The organism is Vibrio fujianensis (genome assembly GCF_002749895.1).
Classification (GTDB): Bacteria; Pseudomonadota; Gammaproteobacteria; order Enterobacterales; family Vibrionaceae; genus Vibrio; species Vibrio fujianensis.
The window spans coordinates 65,108-82,842 of the sequence record NZ_NBUS01000036.1; the positions used below are offsets into that span (position 1 = coordinate 65,108).

The window sequence follows — 17,735 nt, forward strand, 5'->3', positions numbered from 1 at the left end:
AGTGTTAACCGAAGAGTGGCGTCTTGCTCCTCCGCCGCTAGAAGTCGCTTATTTTTGTGATCAAGTTGATGACGTCAAAAGTCAAGCTGCGCGAGTGGAAGTAAAACTGAATCAGTTACTGGAAAAAGTATGACTCTTGCAGAACTAAAACGTTTATATCGCATCATTAAAGTACAGCTCGAATATGGTTTAGATGAACTACTACCTGAACATCGGTTAACCAAAGCCCCTATTTTAGCTCGTCAATCTCTTTTTTGGATCCGCAACCAACATAGTGATAAACCGCTTGGCGAACGGTTGCGCCTTGCGCTACAAGAGCTTGGGCCGGTGTGGATAAAATTTGGTCAGATGATGTCGACGCGTCGCGATCTCTTTCCTCCTCATATCGCGGATCAATTGGCATTACTGCAAGATAAAGTTGCCCCGTTTGATGGTAAGTTAGCCAAACAGCAGATGGAACAGGCATTGGGTGGGCCACTTGAAACTTGGTTTGATGATTTTGATATTCAACCCTTGGCCTCAGCTTCGATAGCGCAAGTACATACGGCAAAACTGAAGTCGAATGGGCGGGACATTGTATTGAAGGTGATTCGTCCTGACATTCGCCCTGTGATTAATGCAGATATCAAACTCATGTACCGCTTGGCTCGGATCATCGCCAAAGCGACAGAAGAATCTCGTCGTTTAAAGCCTGTGGAAGTGGTGCGTGAATATGAGAAAACCTTGCTCGATGAATTAGACCTTCGTCGTGAAGCGGCAAATGCTATCCAGTTAAGGCGTAATTTTGAGCAGAGTGAAGAACTCTATGTTCCTGAAGTGATTACCGATTTTAGTAATCAAACGGTGATGGTTTCTGAGCGAATATATGGCATTCAAGTTTCAGATTTAGAAACATTACACGCCAACGGAACTAACATGAAATTGCTAGCAGAGCGTGGCGTTAGCGTTTTCTTTACTCAAGTTTTCCGAGACAGTTTTTTCCACGCAGATATGCATCCTGGCAATGTTTTTGTTAACCCTCTGCATCCAGAAAATCCACAATGGATTGGATTAGACTGTGGTATCGTTGGCACACTGAATGCGGAGGATAAGCGTTATTTAGCGGAAAACTTTTTAGCTTTTTTTAATCGTGATTACCGTAAAGTCGCTCAATTGCATGTCGATTCTGGCTGGGTCCCGCACGATACAAACATTGATGAGTTTGAAGTGGCGATTCGTATTGTTTGTGAACCGATTTTTGCCAAACCTTTATGTGAAATTTCATTTGGTCATGTGTTGCTCAACCTGTTTAATACCGCAAGGCGATTCGAAATGGAAGTTCAGCCCCAGTTGGTTTTATTACAAAAAACATTATTGTACGTTGAAGGGTTAGGTCGTCAGCTTTACCCCCAATTAGATTTATGGCAAACAGCGAAGCCGTTTTTAGAAAAATGGATGATGCAGCAAGTTGGTCCGCAAGCGGTGATCAATGCGGTAAAAGAAAAAGCACCATTATGGGCTGAAAAATTACCAGAACTCCCAGAGCTTCTCTATGAGAGTTTAAAGCAAGGGAAAAACTTGAACATACGGGTCGAAGAGCTTTATCAAGGCTATCGAGCTTCGAAACGACAACAGTCGACTGGGCAGTTTTTATTTGGTGTTGGCGCAACTTTCATCGTATGCTCAGCACTATTATTTAGCCATTCTCCACCGCTTGCAGCAGGCACCGTTTTTGTTGGAGCGATAAGTTGGTGGTTAAGTTGGCGGGCTTACCGTCGATAAAGCAGATTATTTTTATAATCAATCATTGTGTAACATATAACCCGAGGTAAAAAGCATGGGTGGTATTAGTATTTGGCAACTTCTTATTATTGCCGTGATTGTCGTTTTGTTATTTGGTACGAAAAAACTACGTGGCATCGGCAGTGATCTCGGTAGTGCAGTAAAGGGCTTTAAAAAAGCCATGGCTGAAGATGAAGCAAGTAAGCCAGAGCAAGATGCTGATTTTGAATCAAAAAATTTACAGCAGAAGAAAACTGAGCACTCAAGCGAGTCTCAAAAAGACAAAGAGCAGGCATAAATCGTGTTTGATATCGGTTTTTGGGAACTGATATTAATTTCGGTGGTGGCACTGGTGGTGCTTGGTCCGGAGCGTTTACCTCATGCGATTCGTAGTGTGACTAAATTTATTGCTGCGGCGAAGGGGATGGCCAATAGCGTAAAAGATGAGCTAGCCCATGAGCTTAAAGTTCAAGAGTTGCAAGAACATTTACGTAAAGCTGAGCAACTCGGGATGAAAAACTTATCACCAGAATTGCAAGAATCAGTGGATAAGCTAAAACAGGCAGCACAGGAGGTGCAACGTCCTTACGCTTCAGCGGATAGAGCCTCGGCAAAGACTGGCGCTGGTTCTGATTCATCGGCCAGTGAGGGGGATCAGGCACAGCCGTCGTCACCCCGTTCGGCTCAATCTGCCGAAAAAGTGCCGAAACACCACACCGATTAATTCAGATATTTGTATTTATAAAAGAGTGGTGGCCTGAAACTACCACTCTTTTTTCAACGCTTGTTGAGGTTTCCATGTCATCCGTCGAACAGACTCAGCCGTTAATTAGCCATTTGTTGGAATTGCGCGATCGATTGTTACGCAGTATTGCTGCGGTAATTTTAGTCTTTATCGGTTTAATTTATTTTTCTAATCATATCTATGAATTTGTTTCTCGCCCTTTGGTTGAACGCTTACCCGAAGGGGCAACGATGATTGCGACCGATGTGGCATCTCCTTTTTTTACCCCACTTAAATTGACATTAATTGCCGCGGTGTTTTTGTCTGTGCCTTACATTCTTTATCAGGTATGGGCTTTTGTGGCACCAGGTCTATATAAACATGAACGACGACTCATTTTTCCGTTACTGATGTCTAGCTCTCTGCTGTTTTATTGTGGCGTCGCATTTGCCTATTTTGTGGTGTTTCCGCTGGTGTTTGGCTTTTTTACTGCCATTTCTCTTGGTGGTGTTGAGTTTGCCACTGACATTGCCAGTTATTTAGATTTCGTACTCGCCTTATTTTTAGCCTTTGGTATCGCTTTTGAAGTGCCAGTGGCGATTATTCTCTTGTGCTGGACAGGGGCGACAACGCCCAAAGCGTTAGCCGCCAAACGCCCGTATATTGTGGTTGCTGCATTTGTGGTGGGGATGTTACTTACGCCACCGGATATAATTTCGCAAACCTTGCTGGCTATTCCGATGTGTTTGCTATTTGAGGTTGGGCTATTTTTTGCGCGCTTCTACGGTCAACGAGGACAAGATGAAGAGCAAGAAACGCAATAACAAAGGCGAACAAATCGGCGTGTTGATATTGTTTGGTTTTTTAATCCGGCCAAGTGGGCGTTGCAGGTATGACTACAAATTAACGGGTATGATTACAAATTAAAGAGTTGTTTTGCGTTGTTTGTCGTCACACGATCTACTTCTGATAATTCTATTGAGCGTAATTCGGCAATACGCTCGGCAACCAAGCGGGTGTAAGCGGGTTCGTTGCGCTTTCCTCGATGTGGAACAGGTGCGAGGTAAGGGCAGTCTGTTTCTAGAATCACATAATCGAGATCTAAGTGTGGGATAACTTTATCCATGCCACCATTTTTAAAGGTACTGACGCCACCTAAACCAAGATGAAAACCGAGCGCATTGATCGCTTGTGCTTGCTCTTTCGTTCCGCCAAAGCAATGAAAAACGCCACGCAATTGACCGTTTTGTTCTTGTTTAAGAAGCGTTAACGTTTCTTCAATGGAATCACGAGTATGAATCACCACCGGAAGGTTAAGACTTTTCGCCCAGTTTAATTGAGTAATAAAGGCCATTTCCTGCTCGATCCGATAGGTTTTATCCCAGTAGAGATCGATGCCGATTTCTCCTACCGCAATAAACGCTCGCTGGCTTAACCATCGTTCAATTGTGGCTAAGGTCTGTGTAACCTCTTGATTAACATAACAAGGATGCAACCCCATCATTGAGCGGCATAGCGTGGGGTAGGCATCCTCCGTCGCGAGCATCGGAGCAATTGAATCGAGATCAATATTTGGCATTAGTATCTGCTCAATTCCTTGTTCAAGTGCGCGTTGGATGACTAGCTCTCGATCATGATCAAATTCGTTGGCGTAGATATGGGCATGGGTATCAATCATAGAGCCTTCATTTAGTGAGTCAGATTTAAATCAGGCTTGATAGTATACGTGAGCATAAACAAGAGATCATTTTTGTATTTTCATCGATAGATCCTAGCGCGCAATCATCAGAGTGATATGATCGGGTTAATATTTCCAATAATGCTCGCTATCATGGTTTCTTGTGGGTAAGTGAGCCATCAATAAGGAGAGTCGAGTGTCAGTATCTATTCAAGGTCAGTTTCCTGGGCGTCGTTTACGTCGTGTGCGTAAACATGATTTCAGTCGTCGTTTAGTGGCAGAGCATCAGTTGTCGGTCAATGATTTGATTTATCCGATGTTTGTGCTTATGGGAAAAGATCGTCGTGAGCCAGTTGAGTCCATGCCTGGTGTTGAACGCTTTTCCATCGATTTACTGCTCGAAGAAGCGCAATACTTAGCCAAATTGGGTATTCCTGCCATTGCTCTTTTTCCTGTGGTGACACAGGATGCAAAAAGTCTCGACGCCGCAGAAGCTTATAATCCAGATGGCTTGGTGCAGCGAGCGGTGAAAGTCTTGAAAGAGCATGTCCCACAACTGGGAGTGATTACTGATGTAGCATTAGATCCTTTCACCACTCATGGACAAGATGGCATCATAGATGAGACAGGTTATGTCCTCAATGACGAAACGACGGAAGTGTTAGTCAAACAAGCGTTATCACATGCGCAAGCGGGTGCTGATGTTGTCGCGCCATCCGATATGATGGATGGTCGGATTGGCAAAATTCGGCAGGCGTTAGAAGAAGCTGGGTACATTCATACGCAAATTATGGCCTATTCAGCGAAATACGCTTCTTCTTATTATGGACCATTTCGTGATGCCGTTGGTTCGGCTAATAATTTGAAAGCTGGTAACAAGAAAAATTACCAGATGGATCCAGCGAATAGTGACGAAGCTTTGCATGAAGTGGCGATGGACATTAGTGAAGGGGCAGATATGGTAATGGTTAAACCGGGAATGCCCTACTTGGATGTCGTTCGGCGTGTAAAAACCGAGCTGCAAGTGCCAACATTCGCTTACCAAGTTTCTGGCGAATACGCAATGCATAAAGCCGCCATTGATAATGGTTGGTTAAAAGAGCGAGAAACGGTGATGGAATCACTGCTTTGCTTCAAACGTGCTGGTGCTGATGGTATTTTGACTTACTTTGCAAAGCAAGTTGCTGAGTGGATATTAGAAGATCAAGCTCAAGCCGCACAGCATTTACGCGATAAATAATTTTACAATGAAGGACTTAAAGGCGAGTTGTGTGCTCGCTTTTTCGATCATATCGTCGATTTAGCCAGCTCATTTCCCTTGTGATTAGGCTGCTTTTATCCAATTAAATTTGTGATATTGATTGAATTTATCGAGGCCTTTTAACTTAAATGATATTTTTTATCATTTAGAACTTGACTCACCAATGATAATGATTATTATTAACCTTGTCTTAGGGAATAAATAACGTCAACTCATTGATTGCTTTCTGTTCTTGAAGGGGCCTTCAAGTCGCTATTAGCAGTAGAGAGGAAACGCGATTTTGTTCTTTTTGGCACGACATTGCTCACATTGCTTCCAGTGTAATATTTAGCTTTATGGAAAGTTGATCACTGAATTGACTTCACCTTGTATTGCTAGGCGACATCTTCGGGTGTCGCTTTTTTTATGCCTGTTATTCACTACGTTGTTAGTAAAGTGAATGAAAGTTAGCCGATCAATATCGTTTTCTTTGCTATTGATCTTAAACCAAGCAAAAGGATATCGAGTATCTTTTCCACAGAGCATGATCGCAAAAGGATCATTGGTGTTTTTAGTGATCCTGATTAAATTTCTTAAAAAACAAGTTGTTATGTTTTAAGTGTTCTGGGTGTTTGCTTGATATTAACATTGTGGATAAAATGTATGAACAGACTTATCCACAGATTGGTGATTCATTAGACAGAATGAGGCTGTTGTAAGCTGGGCCGATTGGATGAGCTAGCATGGAAACCTAACGGTAGTCGTGGCATCCTAAGCACCTATTGTTGCTGATCGGATAACAAAACTATGGCTCGTATCCCTGATAACCCTCTTATTTTGATTGATGGCTCTTCCTATTTATACCGTGCATTCCATGCCTATCCTGGCACGATGAGTAATGGTGAAATTCCAACCAATGCCATTTATGGGGTCGTAAATATGGTACGAGCCATGATGCGCCAATTTGCGTCTGATCGTATTGCGGTTATTTTTGATGCGAAAGGTAAAACATTCCGCGATCAAATGTATGATCAATATAAGGCCAATCGGCCACCAATGCCGGATGATCTTCGTTGCCAAATTGAACCGCTGCATCAGATTATTCGGGCTATGGGTTTACCTTTGCTTTCTATTGAAGGGGTGGAAGCGGATGATGTGATAGGGACGCTGGCTCATCAGGCATCACAGGCAGGAATGCCGGTACTGATCAGTACCGGTGATAAAGACATGGCCCAATTAGCGAACGATCATGTCACCTTGATTAACACCATGACCAATGTTGTGATGGATCGTGAGGGCGTGATTGATAAATTTGGTATTCCGCCAGAATTGATCATCGATTATCTCGCTTTGATGGGGGATAAAGTGGATAACATTCCTGGTGTTCCGGGCGTAGGTGAAAAAACCGCAACGGCTCTTTTACAAGGCATCGGCGGTTTAAGTGATTTATATGATAACTTAGATAAAATTGCTGAATTAGGCTTTCGTGGTTCGAAAAGCATGGCGAAAAAGTTGGAAGAGCATCGTGATAATGCTCAGCTTTCTTACCAGCTTGCGACAATTAAGCGTGATGTTGAACTGGCTTGCACACCGGAATCGCTATTAAAAGCAACGCCTGATCGTGATACTTTAATTGAGTTATATGGCAAGTTTGCCTTTAAATCTTGGTTAACCGAGTTGTTAGAAGGCGGCAGTGGTGTGGTGGAAGCAATAGAAAGAAAAAGCCCGCTAACAGAAGGTGTACAGCCTGGCGTTGTCAGCAACTCACCCGCAATCAATATTGATCGTAGCCAATACGAAACGATTTTAGATGAGCAACATTTTCATCGTTGGATGGAAAAGCTAAAACAGGCCGAAGTTTTTGCCTTTGATACCGAAACCGATAGTCTTGATTACATGGTGGCTAATTTAGTTGGGCTATCCTTTGCGGTTGCAGAGGGCGAAGCTGCTTATGTGCCTGTCGCGCATGATTATCTGGATGCCCCTCAACAACTCGATCGTGATTGGGTTCTGGCTCAGCTACAACCGCTATTGGAAGATGAACAGCAAGCGAAAGTAGGGCAAAACTTAAAGTATGATGCGAGTGTATTAGCGCGTTATTGTATCACCATGCGTGGTATTGCCCACGACACCATGTTAGCTTCCTATGTTTATAATAGCGTCGGCGGTAAGCATGATATGGATAGCTTAGCGTTACGTTTTTTACAGCACAGCTGCATTTCTTTTGAGCAAGTTGCAGGCAAAGGTAAAAATCAACTCACCTTCAACCAAATAGAATTGGAACAAGCCTCTCCTTATGCAGCAGAAGATGCCGATGTCACTTTGCGGCTGCATCATCGTTTGCAAGCGTTATTAACCGCAGATGAGAAACTCAACACGGTTTATCGTGAGATAGAAGTTCCATTGGTTCCGGTGCTTTCTCGTATGGAACGGACGGGAGTGTTCATCGATGACCAATTGCTCGCTATTCAATCCCAAGAAATTTCGCAACGTTTGGTGGAATTAGAACGTAAAGCGTACGACATTGCAGGGCAAGAGTTTAACTTAAGCTCTCCGAAACAACTGCAAACTATTTTATTTGAACAAATGAAATTACCCGTGGTGAAAAAAACGCCGTCAGGTACGCCTTCGACCAATGAAGAAGTGTTGCAAGAATTAGCGCTTGATTATCCGTTACCAGCGGTGATTCTCGAATATCGTGGCTTAGCGAAACTGAAATCAACCTATACTGATAAACTACCCAAAATGATCAACCCGCGGACAGGGCGAGTGCATACCTCTTATCATCAAGCGGTCACGGCAACCGGGCGTTTATCTTCGACCGATCCAAACTTGCAGAATATTCCGATTCGTAATCATGAAGGGCGTCGTATTCGTCAGGCTTTTATTGCGCCATCGGGGTGGAAAATCATGGCGGTTGACTATTCACAAATTGAATTACGGATTATGGCTCATCTGTCGGGCGACAAAGCTCTGTTAGAGGCGTTCCAACAAGGCAAAGATATCCATGCCGCCACCGCTGCAGAAATACTGGGTATTGGTATTGAGCAAGTGAGTTCTGAGCAACGTCGCCGAGCTAAAGCGGTCAACTTTGGGCTCATTTATGGTATGAGCGCTTTTGGATTAGCAAAACAACTGGGCATTCCTCGCTCTGAAGCTCAACATTATATGGATAAGTACTTTGAGCGTTATCCTGGCGTGATGCAATATATGGAAGAGACTCGTCGTACCGCCGCTGAGCAGGGGTATGTTGAAACCCTCTTTGGCCGTCGTCTTCATCTGCCTGAAATTAAATCTCGTAATGGAATGCGTCGTAAAGCGGCAGAGCGAGCAGCCATTAACGCACCGATGCAGGGCACGGCGGCAGATATCATTAAAAAAGCCATGTTATTGGTGGATCACTGGATCGAAACAGAAGGCCAAGGTCGAGTGAAATTACTAATGCAAGTACACGATGAACTGGTATTTGAAGTCGAAGAGTCAGCTTTATCCGAAATTGAAAGTAAAGTACAAGAATTGATGGAGTCAGCGGCAACGCTTAAGGTACCTTTAGTGGCCGAGACTGGGCATGGAAATAACTGGGATGAGGCGCATTAAGTCTTAAAAAATCCTTTTTATCGCTTGAATCTATGAGCCAGCGCACAAACGTTGGCTTTTTTTTATACATAAAAAAATAAACGCATTTCAAACGCTTATGTTTTTTAACAAAAAATTAATGAAAAAAAACTACAAAAATGGTTTTCATTTCTGACCAATTGTTGTACATTTAATTTCGTAGGGTACAGAGGTAAGATGTTCTATCTTTCAGACCTTTTGTTTCACGTTATTGGATTAGGCTGATTCAGCCGCCCCAGTCACCTTTTGACTGGGGCGTTTTTTATTCGATTCTCTTTCATTTTCCCCGTTATTTTTGCTCACAAACGTTTCGCGTTACTTCGTTAAACACCCGGTTACTGATCACTGTAAAATGAATATAAATATCATTTCTGTAATTAAACATTAATCACATTTCTTGTTTTTTCTAGATAGAAACTAAGTAATTGTTGTTGTGTGTTTTTCGCTAATATTCTGAATTTAATAACAATATGTTATTGGCTATAAAAACATGAGCCAATAAAGTTAATCTGCTGTAGGGTGTTGTAATTTAGACGGGTTTGAGGAATGCTAAAGGCATAATAATAATTACCTCCTATTTCTCTCCCGTTGCCCCACCAGGATGGTGGGGATTTTTATTGGTATGGCAGGAGCTGCTTATCTTTATTCAGCTGCGGGGATTTGGTTATTCTCTGCTTGTTGAGCTTCAAGCTGCTGTAATTGTGGGGCAAACCAAGTGTCTAGTTTTTGGCGCAACGTATCAACCCCAAGACCGTTTAATGAAGAAAAAACATCAACACTGACATCACCGCCAAAGGTCAGAGCTTGCTCTCTGATTTTTAGCAGTTGTGCTTTACGTGCGCCACTTTTGAGCTTATCCGCTTTTGTTAGCAGTACTTGTACCGGAATCGAACATTCCACCGCCCAAATAATCAGTTGTTGATCGAGATCCTTCATCGGATGGCGAATATCCATCAAAACTACGAGCCCTTTTAGACAAGCGCGCTGTTGTAAATACTCTCCCAATGATTGTTGCCACTTTTTCTTCATTTCGAGCGGTACTTGGGCGAATCCATATCCAGGAAGATCTACAATATGGCATCCATCCGTGACTTTAAACAGGTTAATTAACTGAGTTCGACCGGGGGTTTTACTGGTTTTAGCTAGGTTCTTTTGGTTAGTTAACCGATTGAGAGAACTTGATTTTCCAGCATTAGAGCGTCCTGCAAACGCAATTTCGATACCTTCATCTTCTGGAAGATGGCGAATATCTGGGGCGCTGGTAATGAAATGCGTGTTTTGGTAATGAATTTTTACGCTCACGGTTCTGTTAACTCCATCTCGACTTTTTTGTAGTCAATTGATTACTTTTTTGTGAATTTGTGTAAAATAAATGTGCTCGGAACGAGGTTGCTTATTGTACCATGAGTGGTACTGGAAGCTTGATAATTATAAATGGAATGTCATGAAGAAATTAGCGCTAATCTTGAGTATCTTAGCCTGTGGCTCGGTATGGGCACAAGGCAATATTGAGGCCGGTAAAGCGAAATCGGAAACGTGTGTTGCCTGTCACGGTGCCGACGGGAACGGTATAATCACGACCTATCCAAAACTTGCTGGTCAGCATAGGATTTATCTAGAGAAACAGTTGAAGGATCTTAAACTGGGCATCGTCAGTGGGGGAGCGCAAGGGCGATACGATCCAGTGATGAGTGCCATGGCGATGCCTCTAAGTGAGCAAGATATGGCGGATCTTGCTGCCTATTATGCTTCTTTACCTATTTCAGACAATGCAACACCGGAAGACGTGGTTGATAAAGGCAAGGTACTCTATAGTGCTGGTGATCTTTCGCGAGGTTTAACCGCGTGTATTGCGTGCCATGGCCCGCGGGGTAATGGTACGGCGCTTTCTGGTTTCCCAAAAATATCCGGACAACATGCTGATTACATCAAATTGCAGTTAGAAAAGTTTCGTGATGATAGCCGCAATAACGACATGAATGCCATGATGCGTGATGTCGCAAAAAAACTGACCGATGCCGATATTGATGTGCTCTCCAAATACGTTGGTGGTTTACATTGACCTTGAGCCTATTTCATGACTAATTTTCAGGCATTCGATCGCCCTTGCACATGTGTTGCTGGGGCGATGACGCTGTTACTGCTCTGATGATAATTTCATGCTCATGGCTATCTTTTTCCGAAAATTGCTGAAATTTTAACCCTACACTCTCCACTCTCACACGCATTTCTGGTATGTTGCGCATCCCCAAGTTGAGGAACGTTTTTATGCATACTTGTCCCTTGTGCCACAGTCATCATGTTGAGGCTTATTTTGAAGATAAGCACCGCAGCTATGTGCGATGTCAAGTGTGTCACTTGGTGTTTGTTCCACCGGCTCATCGATTGAGTGCGGAGCGTGAAAAAGCGTTCTATGATTTACATGAAAATAATCCTCATGATTTAGGATATCGTCGTTTTTTATCTCGGCTCTGTGAACCGATGTTAGAAAGACTAAATCCTCAATCTGTTGGGTTGGATTTTGGTTGTGGTCCGGGGCCAACATTATCACTTATGTTGGCAGAGGCGGGGCACAGCGTTGCGTTGTATGATCATTTTTTTTATCCAAAGCAAGAGGTGCTTCATACGCGCTATGATTTTATGACTGCCAGCGAAGTGATTGAGCATTTGCATGATCCTCACACTATCTGGCAACAATGGCTGAATTTAGTTAAGCCAGGAGGCTGGATTGGTCTCATGACCAAACTGGTAAAAAACGTGGATGCGTTTGCTGGGTGGCACTACAAAAATGATCTCACCCATGTGAGTTTTTTTAGTCGTGAAACCTTTCAGTTTTTGGCTGAGCGGGATAAGCTCGAACTTGAATTTATCGGTAGTGATGTAATTTTACTGAGGAACCCCCAGTAATGTCTCGAGAAAAGAAAACCAAAACAGGTATTAACGGTGACCTCGTTTTTGCTCGTAAACATAATCGTACGAATGCAGAAATGGAAGGCCGTGAACGTAAGAAACAGAAAAAACGTAAAGGACTAAAAAGTGGTAGTCGCCATTCTGATGGCAGCTCTACTAGCCAAGGAGCGGGGACTCAAGTGCGAGATCCTCGTTTAGGTAGTAAGAAAAAAATCCCATTGGTGGTGGAAACCAATAAAAAAGCCAGCAAACAGGCTCGCCGTTTGGACGCAGAGCAAGAACTGAAGCAGTTAGAGAACGATGCTCAGCTGAATGTTTTGCTTGATCGCTTGGATAACGGTGAAAAGCTTGGTGCAGGCTTACAAAAGTATGTCGATGAAAAACTGGATCGAATTGAGACCTTAATGACTCAACTTGGCTTATTGGTTGAAGAAACGGAAGAGGAGGTTGAAGCGGTGGCAGTACCAACGAAATCAGAGCGACGTAAACCAGCCTCAGATGACGATTTACTGGCTCAATTTGAAACCTTGGACCTAGACGACTACAAAGGATAGGGCAAACTCATGAATGGGACTTTACTAGCCGTTATTGGCGCTACGATTATTTTCGCTCTGGCAAGTTATGCTGCTTACTTATTGTGGAAGTTGAGAAGGCAAACTCAACTGCAGCAGCAACATCAGACATTAGCCATAGAAAAACGTAACGCAAATATTTTTGAGAGCGTAAATACGCTCTGTTTGGCTGGTATTCAAGGCCAATGTGATTTGTCTGAAATCGCCATTCGTGTGTACTGCATTATGGATTATGTTCAAGGTGAAGCGCGGGTGGATTTTGAACAAAGCTACCCAGCGATCACCGAGCTGTATCATATTGTCAAAGATATGCCACGCGGAGAAGCTCGGCAGAATATGCTTAAGCAAGAGCGGATGCGACAAAATTTGACTCGGCAAAAAGCAGAAGTTCGTTTAAATGATGCGATTGTTTCCGAGCTTACATTACTCCGACAACATATTCAGCCATTGAATCAGCAAATCCATATTCAAATGCTTTAGCGGCGGTTTGCGCTCAAGAAGAAGTGATCCGGCTAGCAATTTAGAATATTTTATCCGCAAATTGTCTTTTGCCACCCGACCTTATTCGGGTCGTGTGGCAAACTATCGCGTTACAAATTCATCACGGGAAGAGTCACTATGTTGTCGAAAGTCGTACCCAGTCAGCAAATCGTATGGGATCAAGCCATTTTAGACAAGTACAACTATTCAGGGCCTCGTTACACTTCCTATCCGACGGCGGTGGAATTCCATGAAGCCTTTACCATTGCCGAGTATGATATGGCGTGTACCCGTTATCCAGAACGACCGCTTTCGCTGTATATTCATATCCCATTTTGCCATAAGCTTTGTTACTACTGCGGCTGTAATAAAATTATTACTCGCCACTCTCACAAAGCCGATGAGTATCTTGATGTCCTTGAGCATGAAATTCGCCAACGGGCTTCACTATTACAAAATCGTCAAGTTTCTCAATTGCACTTTGGTGGTGGTACACCTACTTTTTTGACGCATAAGCAAATTAGTCGCCTAATGAGTTTGCTACGCGAAGAGTTTCAGTTTCAGGTTGATGCTGAGATTAGCATTGAGGTTGACCCACGCGAAATTGAGCTTTCCATCTTGGATCATCTTTATAGTGAGGGGTTTAATCGGGTTAGTATTGGGGTTCAAGACTTCAATAAAGAAGTACAGCAGTTAGTTAATCGTGAACAAGATGAGCAATTTATTGTTGATTTAGTCGCGCGAGCTAAGCGGCTGGGCTTTCGCTCAACCAACCTAGATTTGATTTATGGCTTACCTAAACAAACAGTATCCAGTTTTCATCAAACATTAACACAAGTGCTACAGATGAAACCGGGGCGGTTATCCGTTTTTAACTATGCTCACATGCCACAGTTGTTTGCTGCACAACGAAAAATCAAGCAAGAAGAATTGCCTGCTGCCGAAGAGAAAATGGCAATTTTACAAGATAGTATTAATACCTTAACCACCGCCGGTTATCAGTTTATTGGTATGGATCATTTTGCGCTACCTGATGATGAATTAGCGATAGCCCAGCGTGAGGGGGTTTTGCATCGAAATTTTCAAGGTTATACCACACAAGGAAACTGTGACTTAGTTGGATTTGGTGTATCGGCGATTTCGATGATTGGGGATGTGTATGCACAGAACCAAAAAGAGCTAAAGCGTTATTACCGCCAAGTTAACGAAATGCGGCACGCATTATGGAAAGGCGTATCTCTTGACCGTGATGACTTGGTGAGAAGAGAAGTTATCAAACAGTTAATTTGCAATTTTAAACTTGATAAAGCCATAATCGAAAAACAGTTTTCGATTCAGTTTGACCATTATTTCCAACTTGATTTATCGTTACTGCAAACCTTTATTGATGATCAATTAGTGGTGGTCGATAACCAATCGATCCAAGTGACGTTACGAGGTCGATTACTGATTCGAAATATCTGTATGTGTTTTGATAAGTATCTCCGTCAGCGTGCGCGTCAGCAACAGTTCTCTCGTGTCATTTAATCTGCGCCATTCCTCCCTAGCTGGCTTCAGCTAGGAAGGCGTAACTTTTATTTATTGCTCATGCAGGATAAGAGAGTGTTGATTATTCTTTTGCTTAGTAAACAGTGATAAAGCCTTCCGTGCTACATCGTGGGCGGCTTGTGGACGATTTTGTTGATCTAAAACTTCAGCTAAATAAGCGTAATCAGATGCGTCAGGGCGAATCGATAACGCTTTTTCCAGATGTTGCTGAGCGTCTTGCCACTGTTGAGAGCGTAACAAAAGCTGACCTAAGGCACTATGCAGATCCGGATTGTTGCTATCTTGACGTAACTGCTGCTGTAGAAAAGCAGTGATTGGGTGATGATCTGGAATATTTAACTGCGGAAGCAGGGCGTATAGCTCAGGTGATGGCTGTTTTTTTAGTCCTTCTTTGATAAGAGTGAATGCTTGATGATCCGCTTTACGCTTCATCAGCTGTTGAGCTAATGTCGCCACCATTGCTGGCTGGTTTTTGAGTTTTTTAGGTAGCCCTGACCAGTACGTTAATAAACCCTCGCTGCCTTTTTCGCTCGCAACCGTCGTGAGTATGCCTTGCTGAGCGGTTAAAGTGAGTTGCTCTGCCTCTGAACGGGTAAGCAATTGTGCTTTGACCAGCTTAGGAAGTAAATCGAGCAGCGGTTGCCATTGTTCGAGCGCGAGATAAACTTGCTTCAGTAGTTTTATAATCATCAGATGGTCAGGATGGTCACGATGTAACTGGGTGAGAGTATCAAGAGCAGCAGACCAGTTTTTTTCGCTCAGTTGTTGCTTAGCTCGAGTTAATTCCACCGCTAAAGCCGCGTCTTTTTGTTGAGCGGCTAAAGCCAGATAATGATCGCGTTGTTTGGTCTTACCCATCCCGTGAGCGGCTTCGGCGGCAATGAGATAACAGAGTTGTGGCATATCATGGTAGTTAGCCCAACGAGTGACTTTACGTTCAGCTTGTTTCCAATCGCCTTCTAATAATTTAACAATGCCTTCATTAGTATAACGTCGTGAATGACGCTGTTTGCGAACACTGAACCAGTTCCAAGTCGTACTACTGGCGCGCAGTAGTTTTTTAATAAGATACTCGAGGAAAAACAACCCAGCGAGGGTGGCTATCATCAAAATAACGAGTGTCGTAACACTCATTTCTAGGGTTTTGTTGGCAATGGAAATCAATACGTACCCTTGTTGACCGGCATACTGAGTTCCTGCAAATAATCCCAACCCCAATACGATAAAGAGAAATAGTAGGCGAATCATTGGGCTTTCTCCTCCGTGGTGATGGATGAGACTGAACGACGTAAGCGTTCTTGAATGATATCCGTAAGCGGTTGTTGACTTGTGAGCGCCTGTGGATAAGTCACGGTAATCGTTTTTTCTGCCAGTTGAGCCAGGGTACGATTGAATGCGTTGACCTGATTGTCTTGTAAATTAAAAAAGGTTTCAGACCACTGTTTTGCAGTGATGAGCGAGGTGTGGTAGATCGCGGTCTGCTCGTCGTAGACGGCTTTGATGGCGGTTTCTAATTTTGCTTTTAGGTTTTCGCGTAAATAAAAGTGTTGTTCAGGCGACAATAATGGAACGGCTTGTCCATCTCGAGTGCGGAACGTAATAAAATTATCACTAAATGCTTTAAGTGAGGCCATTAAGTTACTTTGCCAGTCGCCAAGATTGTCTGAAACCGTGACTGGTTCAGTTTGTGTCGCTTCGGGCAGAATTGCATTCGCTAATGGCAGTTGGTCTACCACTTGCTGCAAACTGAGCAGGGTTAAGACTAACCCTTCTTTATCAAGTAAAGGAATCGCTTTGAGGGTCGTAATGTCATGGGCCATCGCTTTACGTAGTGGCGCTAAGCTGGGATCATTGAGCTGCGCAATTCGTTGATCGGCGCTTTCCATCAACAGTGTGGCACTTTCAATATCTTGCTCTAAGAATAATTTACGGCCAGCTAATTTTACTAAATAATCCGCTTCTGCGAGCAGCCAATCATTAGGGCGGCGTCCTTTAATATCAGCAATGGCTAATTGTAAGCTTTCGATACTTTTGTGTTGCTGGTTGAGTTCTACTTCTGAGCGAGTGGCGATCTCTGTGGCAGCGTTTATGGCGGCATTTTTGATGGTATCTAGTTCAGTGTGTAAGCCCTGGCGTGTTTGATTAAGCTCAGCGCGTAGCGCACTTAATTGGGTTTGATACAAGGCCTGTTGTTGCTGAAAGTGTAAGGTGAGTCCGGCACTAAATAAAATGGTTAACACGATGGCGATAGTGGCTAATTTCGTTCCTCGCTGAGTGGTGGGTTTTATTTCCGTAGGCTGAACGGTTGTGTTCGATTTCGAGTGTGATGATGAAGCGGAAGACGCCATTTTTTTCCGTTCCTTGTGGTTATATGTGCCCTGAGGTGTGACATCAGAGGAAGCTGAGGCATTGGGTTCTAAATTGTCAGGTTCCTGCTGTGGATTGTTTTTTTTATCTGTCATGGCTAGAGTCCTGTGTTAAGGCTGGAGAGCCGCCACGAGGTCGTGGTTTGCTGCACTTCCTGTTATCACAATATGTTGAAAGCCGAGAGCGATTGCTTCACGGCCAATACGTTCACTGGGAACCAGTAGCCGCAGTTGACAGGCCCAAGCTTGCGCGTGAGCGGTCAATTGCGACATGAAAAATGTTAGTTGGTGGAGACTGGTTATAATTAAGGTATCCACGTTTACTTGCTGCCAACGTTGTAACATTGGCTGCCAATCAAATGGCAGTTCAACACGACGATAGACTTCACGGCACCAGACTTGTGCGCTTCGTTGGGTGAGCGTCTGTGAAATGAGTTCTCGTCCACCATTTCCCCGCAGAATGACCATTCGTTTTTGGTGGACTTCCTGTAAAACCGGAAGTTCCAATAAATGCTCACTGTCGCTGATCTCTGGGTAGTGTACTGGTTGTTGGCATGCCTTGCTTAAAACTTGTGCGGTTTTTTGACCAATGGCAAGATAAATCGCATTAGTTGGCCAAGGTAACCCTTGTGCTTGAAGCCCTTGCTGAGTCAGACTGACGGCTGATTGGCTGACAGCCATGATGAGGTCGTATTGAGCCAGTTCGACACAGAGTTGCGTCAATTCTCTACCTGCGGTAATGGTGATGAGTGGATGATGAAGTGCCTTATATCCACGCTCTGTTAAGCGGTGACAAAGTTCAATACCGTCTTCGCCGGGACGTGTAACGAGTATGGCCATG

17 protein-coding genes are annotated in these 17,735 nt (G+C 43.6%); 12 read left to right on the top strand and 5 right to left on the bottom strand.

Going from position 1 to position 17,735, the window contains the following annotated elements:
* The first annotated feature begins 129 nt into the window (after positions 1-129).
* From ubiB to tatC, 4 genes are all read left to right on the top strand, one after another.
* Positions 130-1,761, top strand: a complete 1,632-nt coding sequence (ubiB, locus tag B7C60_RS02810; RefSeq protein ID WP_099610333.1) for a ubiquinone biosynthesis regulatory protein kinase UbiB — start codon at positions 130-132, stop codon at positions 1,759-1,761.
* 55 nt (positions 1,762-1,816) lie between these two features.
* Positions 1,817-2,059, top strand: coding sequence for a Sec-independent protein translocase subunit TatA (gene tatA / locus B7C60_RS02815; protein WP_099610334.1), 243 nt, complete (start codon positions 1,817-1,819; stop codon positions 2,057-2,059).
* 3 nt (positions 2,060-2,062) lie between these two features.
* Positions 2,063-2,485 carry a Sec-independent protein translocase protein TatB gene (gene tatB / locus B7C60_RS02820; RefSeq protein WP_099610335.1) on the top strand — a complete coding sequence of 141 codons (423 nt, stop codon included), beginning with the start codon at positions 2,063-2,065 and terminating at the stop codon, positions 2,483-2,485.
* Positions 2,486-2,559: 74 nt separating this feature from the next.
* Positions 2,560-3,309 (top strand): twin-arginine translocase subunit TatC, encoded by a 750-nt coding sequence (tatC, locus tag B7C60_RS02825; protein ID WP_099610336.1) that lies wholly within the window; start codon positions 2,560-2,562, stop codon positions 3,307-3,309.
* A gap of 92 nt (positions 3,310-3,401) precedes the next feature.
* Here the strand turns inward: tatC and B7C60_RS02830 are convergent, their stop codons facing one another.
* On the bottom strand, positions 3,402-4,163 hold the full coding sequence (locus tag B7C60_RS02830; protein WP_099610337.1) for a TatD family hydrolase: 762 nt from the start codon (positions 4,161-4,163) through the stop codon (positions 3,402-3,404).
* 196 nt (positions 4,164-4,359) lie between these two features.
* Between B7C60_RS02830 and hemB the strand changes: the two genes are divergently transcribed.
* From hemB to spfP, 3 genes are all read left to right on the top strand, one after another.
* Complete coding sequence (gene hemB / locus B7C60_RS02835; protein WP_099610338.1) at positions 4,360-5,403, top strand: porphobilinogen synthase; 1,044 nt, start codon at positions 4,360-4,362, stop codon at positions 5,401-5,403.
* 807 nt (positions 5,404-6,210) lie between these two features.
* Positions 6,211-9,000, top strand: coding sequence for a DNA polymerase I (gene polA / locus B7C60_RS02840; RefSeq protein ID WP_099610339.1), 2,790 nt, complete (start codon positions 6,211-6,213; stop codon positions 8,998-9,000).
* Positions 9,001-9,195: 195 nt separating this feature from the next.
* Positions 9,196-9,243: a small protein SpfP gene (spfP, locus tag B7C60_RS20125; RefSeq protein ID WP_438356636.1), complete on the top strand. Its 48-nt coding sequence runs from the start codon at positions 9,196-9,198 to the stop codon at positions 9,241-9,243.
* Between the two features lie 417 nt (positions 9,244-9,660).
* Here spfP and yihA read toward each other — a convergent pair whose 3' ends face one another.
* The gene (yihA, locus tag B7C60_RS02845) at positions 9,661-10,320 is read right to left on the bottom strand and encodes a ribosome biogenesis GTP-binding protein YihA/YsxC (protein WP_099610340.1); all 660 of its coding nucleotides are present in this window, start codon (positions 10,318-10,320) and stop codon (positions 9,661-9,663) included.
* Between the two features lie 142 nt (positions 10,321-10,462).
* Between yihA and B7C60_RS02850 the strand changes: the two genes are divergently transcribed.
* The 5 genes from B7C60_RS02850 (at position 10,463) to hemN (ending at position 14,507) form a co-directional block, all read left to right on the top strand.
* The gene (locus B7C60_RS02850) at positions 10,463-11,080 is read left to right on the top strand and encodes a c-type cytochrome (RefSeq protein ID WP_099610341.1); all 618 of its coding nucleotides are present in this window, start codon (positions 10,463-10,465) and stop codon (positions 11,078-11,080) included.
* A 206-nt stretch (positions 11,081-11,286) separates the two neighbouring features.
* Positions 11,287-11,925 (top strand): class I SAM-dependent methyltransferase, encoded by a 639-nt coding sequence (locus B7C60_RS02855; RefSeq protein ID WP_161427562.1) that lies wholly within the window; start codon positions 11,287-11,289, stop codon positions 11,923-11,925.
* Positions 11,925-12,482 carry a Der GTPase-activating protein YihI gene (yihI, locus tag B7C60_RS02860; RefSeq protein WP_099610343.1) on the top strand — a complete coding sequence of 186 codons (558 nt, stop codon included), beginning with the start codon at positions 11,925-11,927 and terminating at the stop codon, positions 12,480-12,482. The genes B7C60_RS02855 and yihI overlap by 1 nt, the downstream gene beginning before the upstream one ends.
* Before the next feature lie 9 nt (positions 12,483-12,491).
* Positions 12,492-12,980, top strand: coding sequence for a DUF2489 domain-containing protein (locus B7C60_RS02865; protein ID WP_099610344.1), 489 nt, complete (start codon positions 12,492-12,494; stop codon positions 12,978-12,980).
* A gap of 138 nt (positions 12,981-13,118) precedes the next feature.
* Positions 13,119-14,507 (top strand): oxygen-independent coproporphyrinogen III oxidase, encoded by a 1,389-nt coding sequence (hemN, locus tag B7C60_RS02870; RefSeq protein WP_099610345.1) that lies wholly within the window; start codon positions 13,119-13,121, stop codon positions 14,505-14,507.
* A gap of 51 nt (positions 14,508-14,558) precedes the next feature.
* Here hemN and B7C60_RS02875 read toward each other — a convergent pair whose 3' ends face one another.
* Genes B7C60_RS02875 through B7C60_RS02885 form a run of 3 tightly spaced genes read right to left on the bottom strand, consistent with a single transcriptional unit; the run spans position 14,559 to position 17,734 of the window.
* Positions 14,559-15,776 (bottom strand): heme biosynthesis protein HemY, encoded by a 1,218-nt coding sequence (locus tag B7C60_RS02875; RefSeq protein ID WP_099610346.1) that lies wholly within the window; start codon positions 15,774-15,776, stop codon positions 14,559-14,561.
* Positions 15,773-16,990, bottom strand: coding sequence for a uroporphyrinogen-III C-methyltransferase (locus tag B7C60_RS02880; protein WP_099610347.1), 1,218 nt, complete (start codon positions 16,988-16,990; stop codon positions 15,773-15,775). The genes B7C60_RS02875 and B7C60_RS02880 overlap by 4 nt, the downstream gene beginning before the upstream one ends.
* A gap of 15 nt (positions 16,991-17,005) precedes the next feature.
* Positions 17,006-17,734: a uroporphyrinogen-III synthase gene (locus B7C60_RS02885; protein ID WP_099610348.1), complete on the bottom strand. Its 729-nt coding sequence runs from the start codon at positions 17,732-17,734 to the stop codon at positions 17,006-17,008.
* Between the last annotated feature and the right edge of the window lies 1 nt (position 17,735).

Coding starts and splice junctions, on each gene's coding strand:
- ubiB (WP_099610333.1), top strand. CDS start 130: ATGACTCTTGCAGAACTAAAACGTTTATATCGCATCATTAAAGTACAG.
- tatA (WP_099610334.1), top strand. CDS start 1,817: ATGGGTGGTATTAGTATTTGGCAACTTCTTATTATTGCCGTGATTGTC.
- tatC (WP_099610336.1), top strand. CDS start 2,560: ATGTCATCCGTCGAACAGACTCAGCCGTTAATTAGCCATTTGTTGGAA.
- B7C60_RS02830 (WP_099610337.1), bottom strand. CDS start 4,163: ATGATTGATACCCATGCCCATATCTACGCCAACGAATTTGATCATGAT.
- polA (WP_099610339.1), top strand. CDS start 6,211: ATGGCTCGTATCCCTGATAACCCTCTTATTTTGATTGATGGCTCTTCC.
- B7C60_RS02850 (WP_099610341.1), top strand. CDS start 10,463: ATGAAGAAATTAGCGCTAATCTTGAGTATCTTAGCCTGTGGCTCGGTA.
- B7C60_RS02855 (WP_161427562.1), top strand. CDS start 11,287: ATGCATACTTGTCCCTTGTGCCACAGTCATCATGTTGAGGCTTATTTT.
- yihI (WP_099610343.1), top strand. CDS start 11,925: ATGTCTCGAGAAAAGAAAACCAAAACAGGTATTAACGGTGACCTCGTT.
- B7C60_RS02865 (WP_099610344.1), top strand. CDS start 12,492: ATGAATGGGACTTTACTAGCCGTTATTGGCGCTACGATTATTTTCGCT.
- hemN (WP_099610345.1), top strand. CDS start 13,119: ATGTTGTCGAAAGTCGTACCCAGTCAGCAAATCGTATGGGATCAAGCC.
- B7C60_RS02875 (WP_099610346.1), bottom strand. CDS start 15,776: ATGATTCGCCTACTATTTCTCTTTATCGTATTGGGGTTGGGATTATTT.
- B7C60_RS02880 (WP_099610347.1), bottom strand. CDS start 16,990: ATGACAGATAAAAAAAACAATCCACAGCAGGAACCTGACAATTTAGAA.
- B7C60_RS02885 (WP_099610348.1), bottom strand. CDS start 17,734: ATGGCCATACTCGTTACACGTCCCGGCGAAGACGGTATTGAACTTTGT.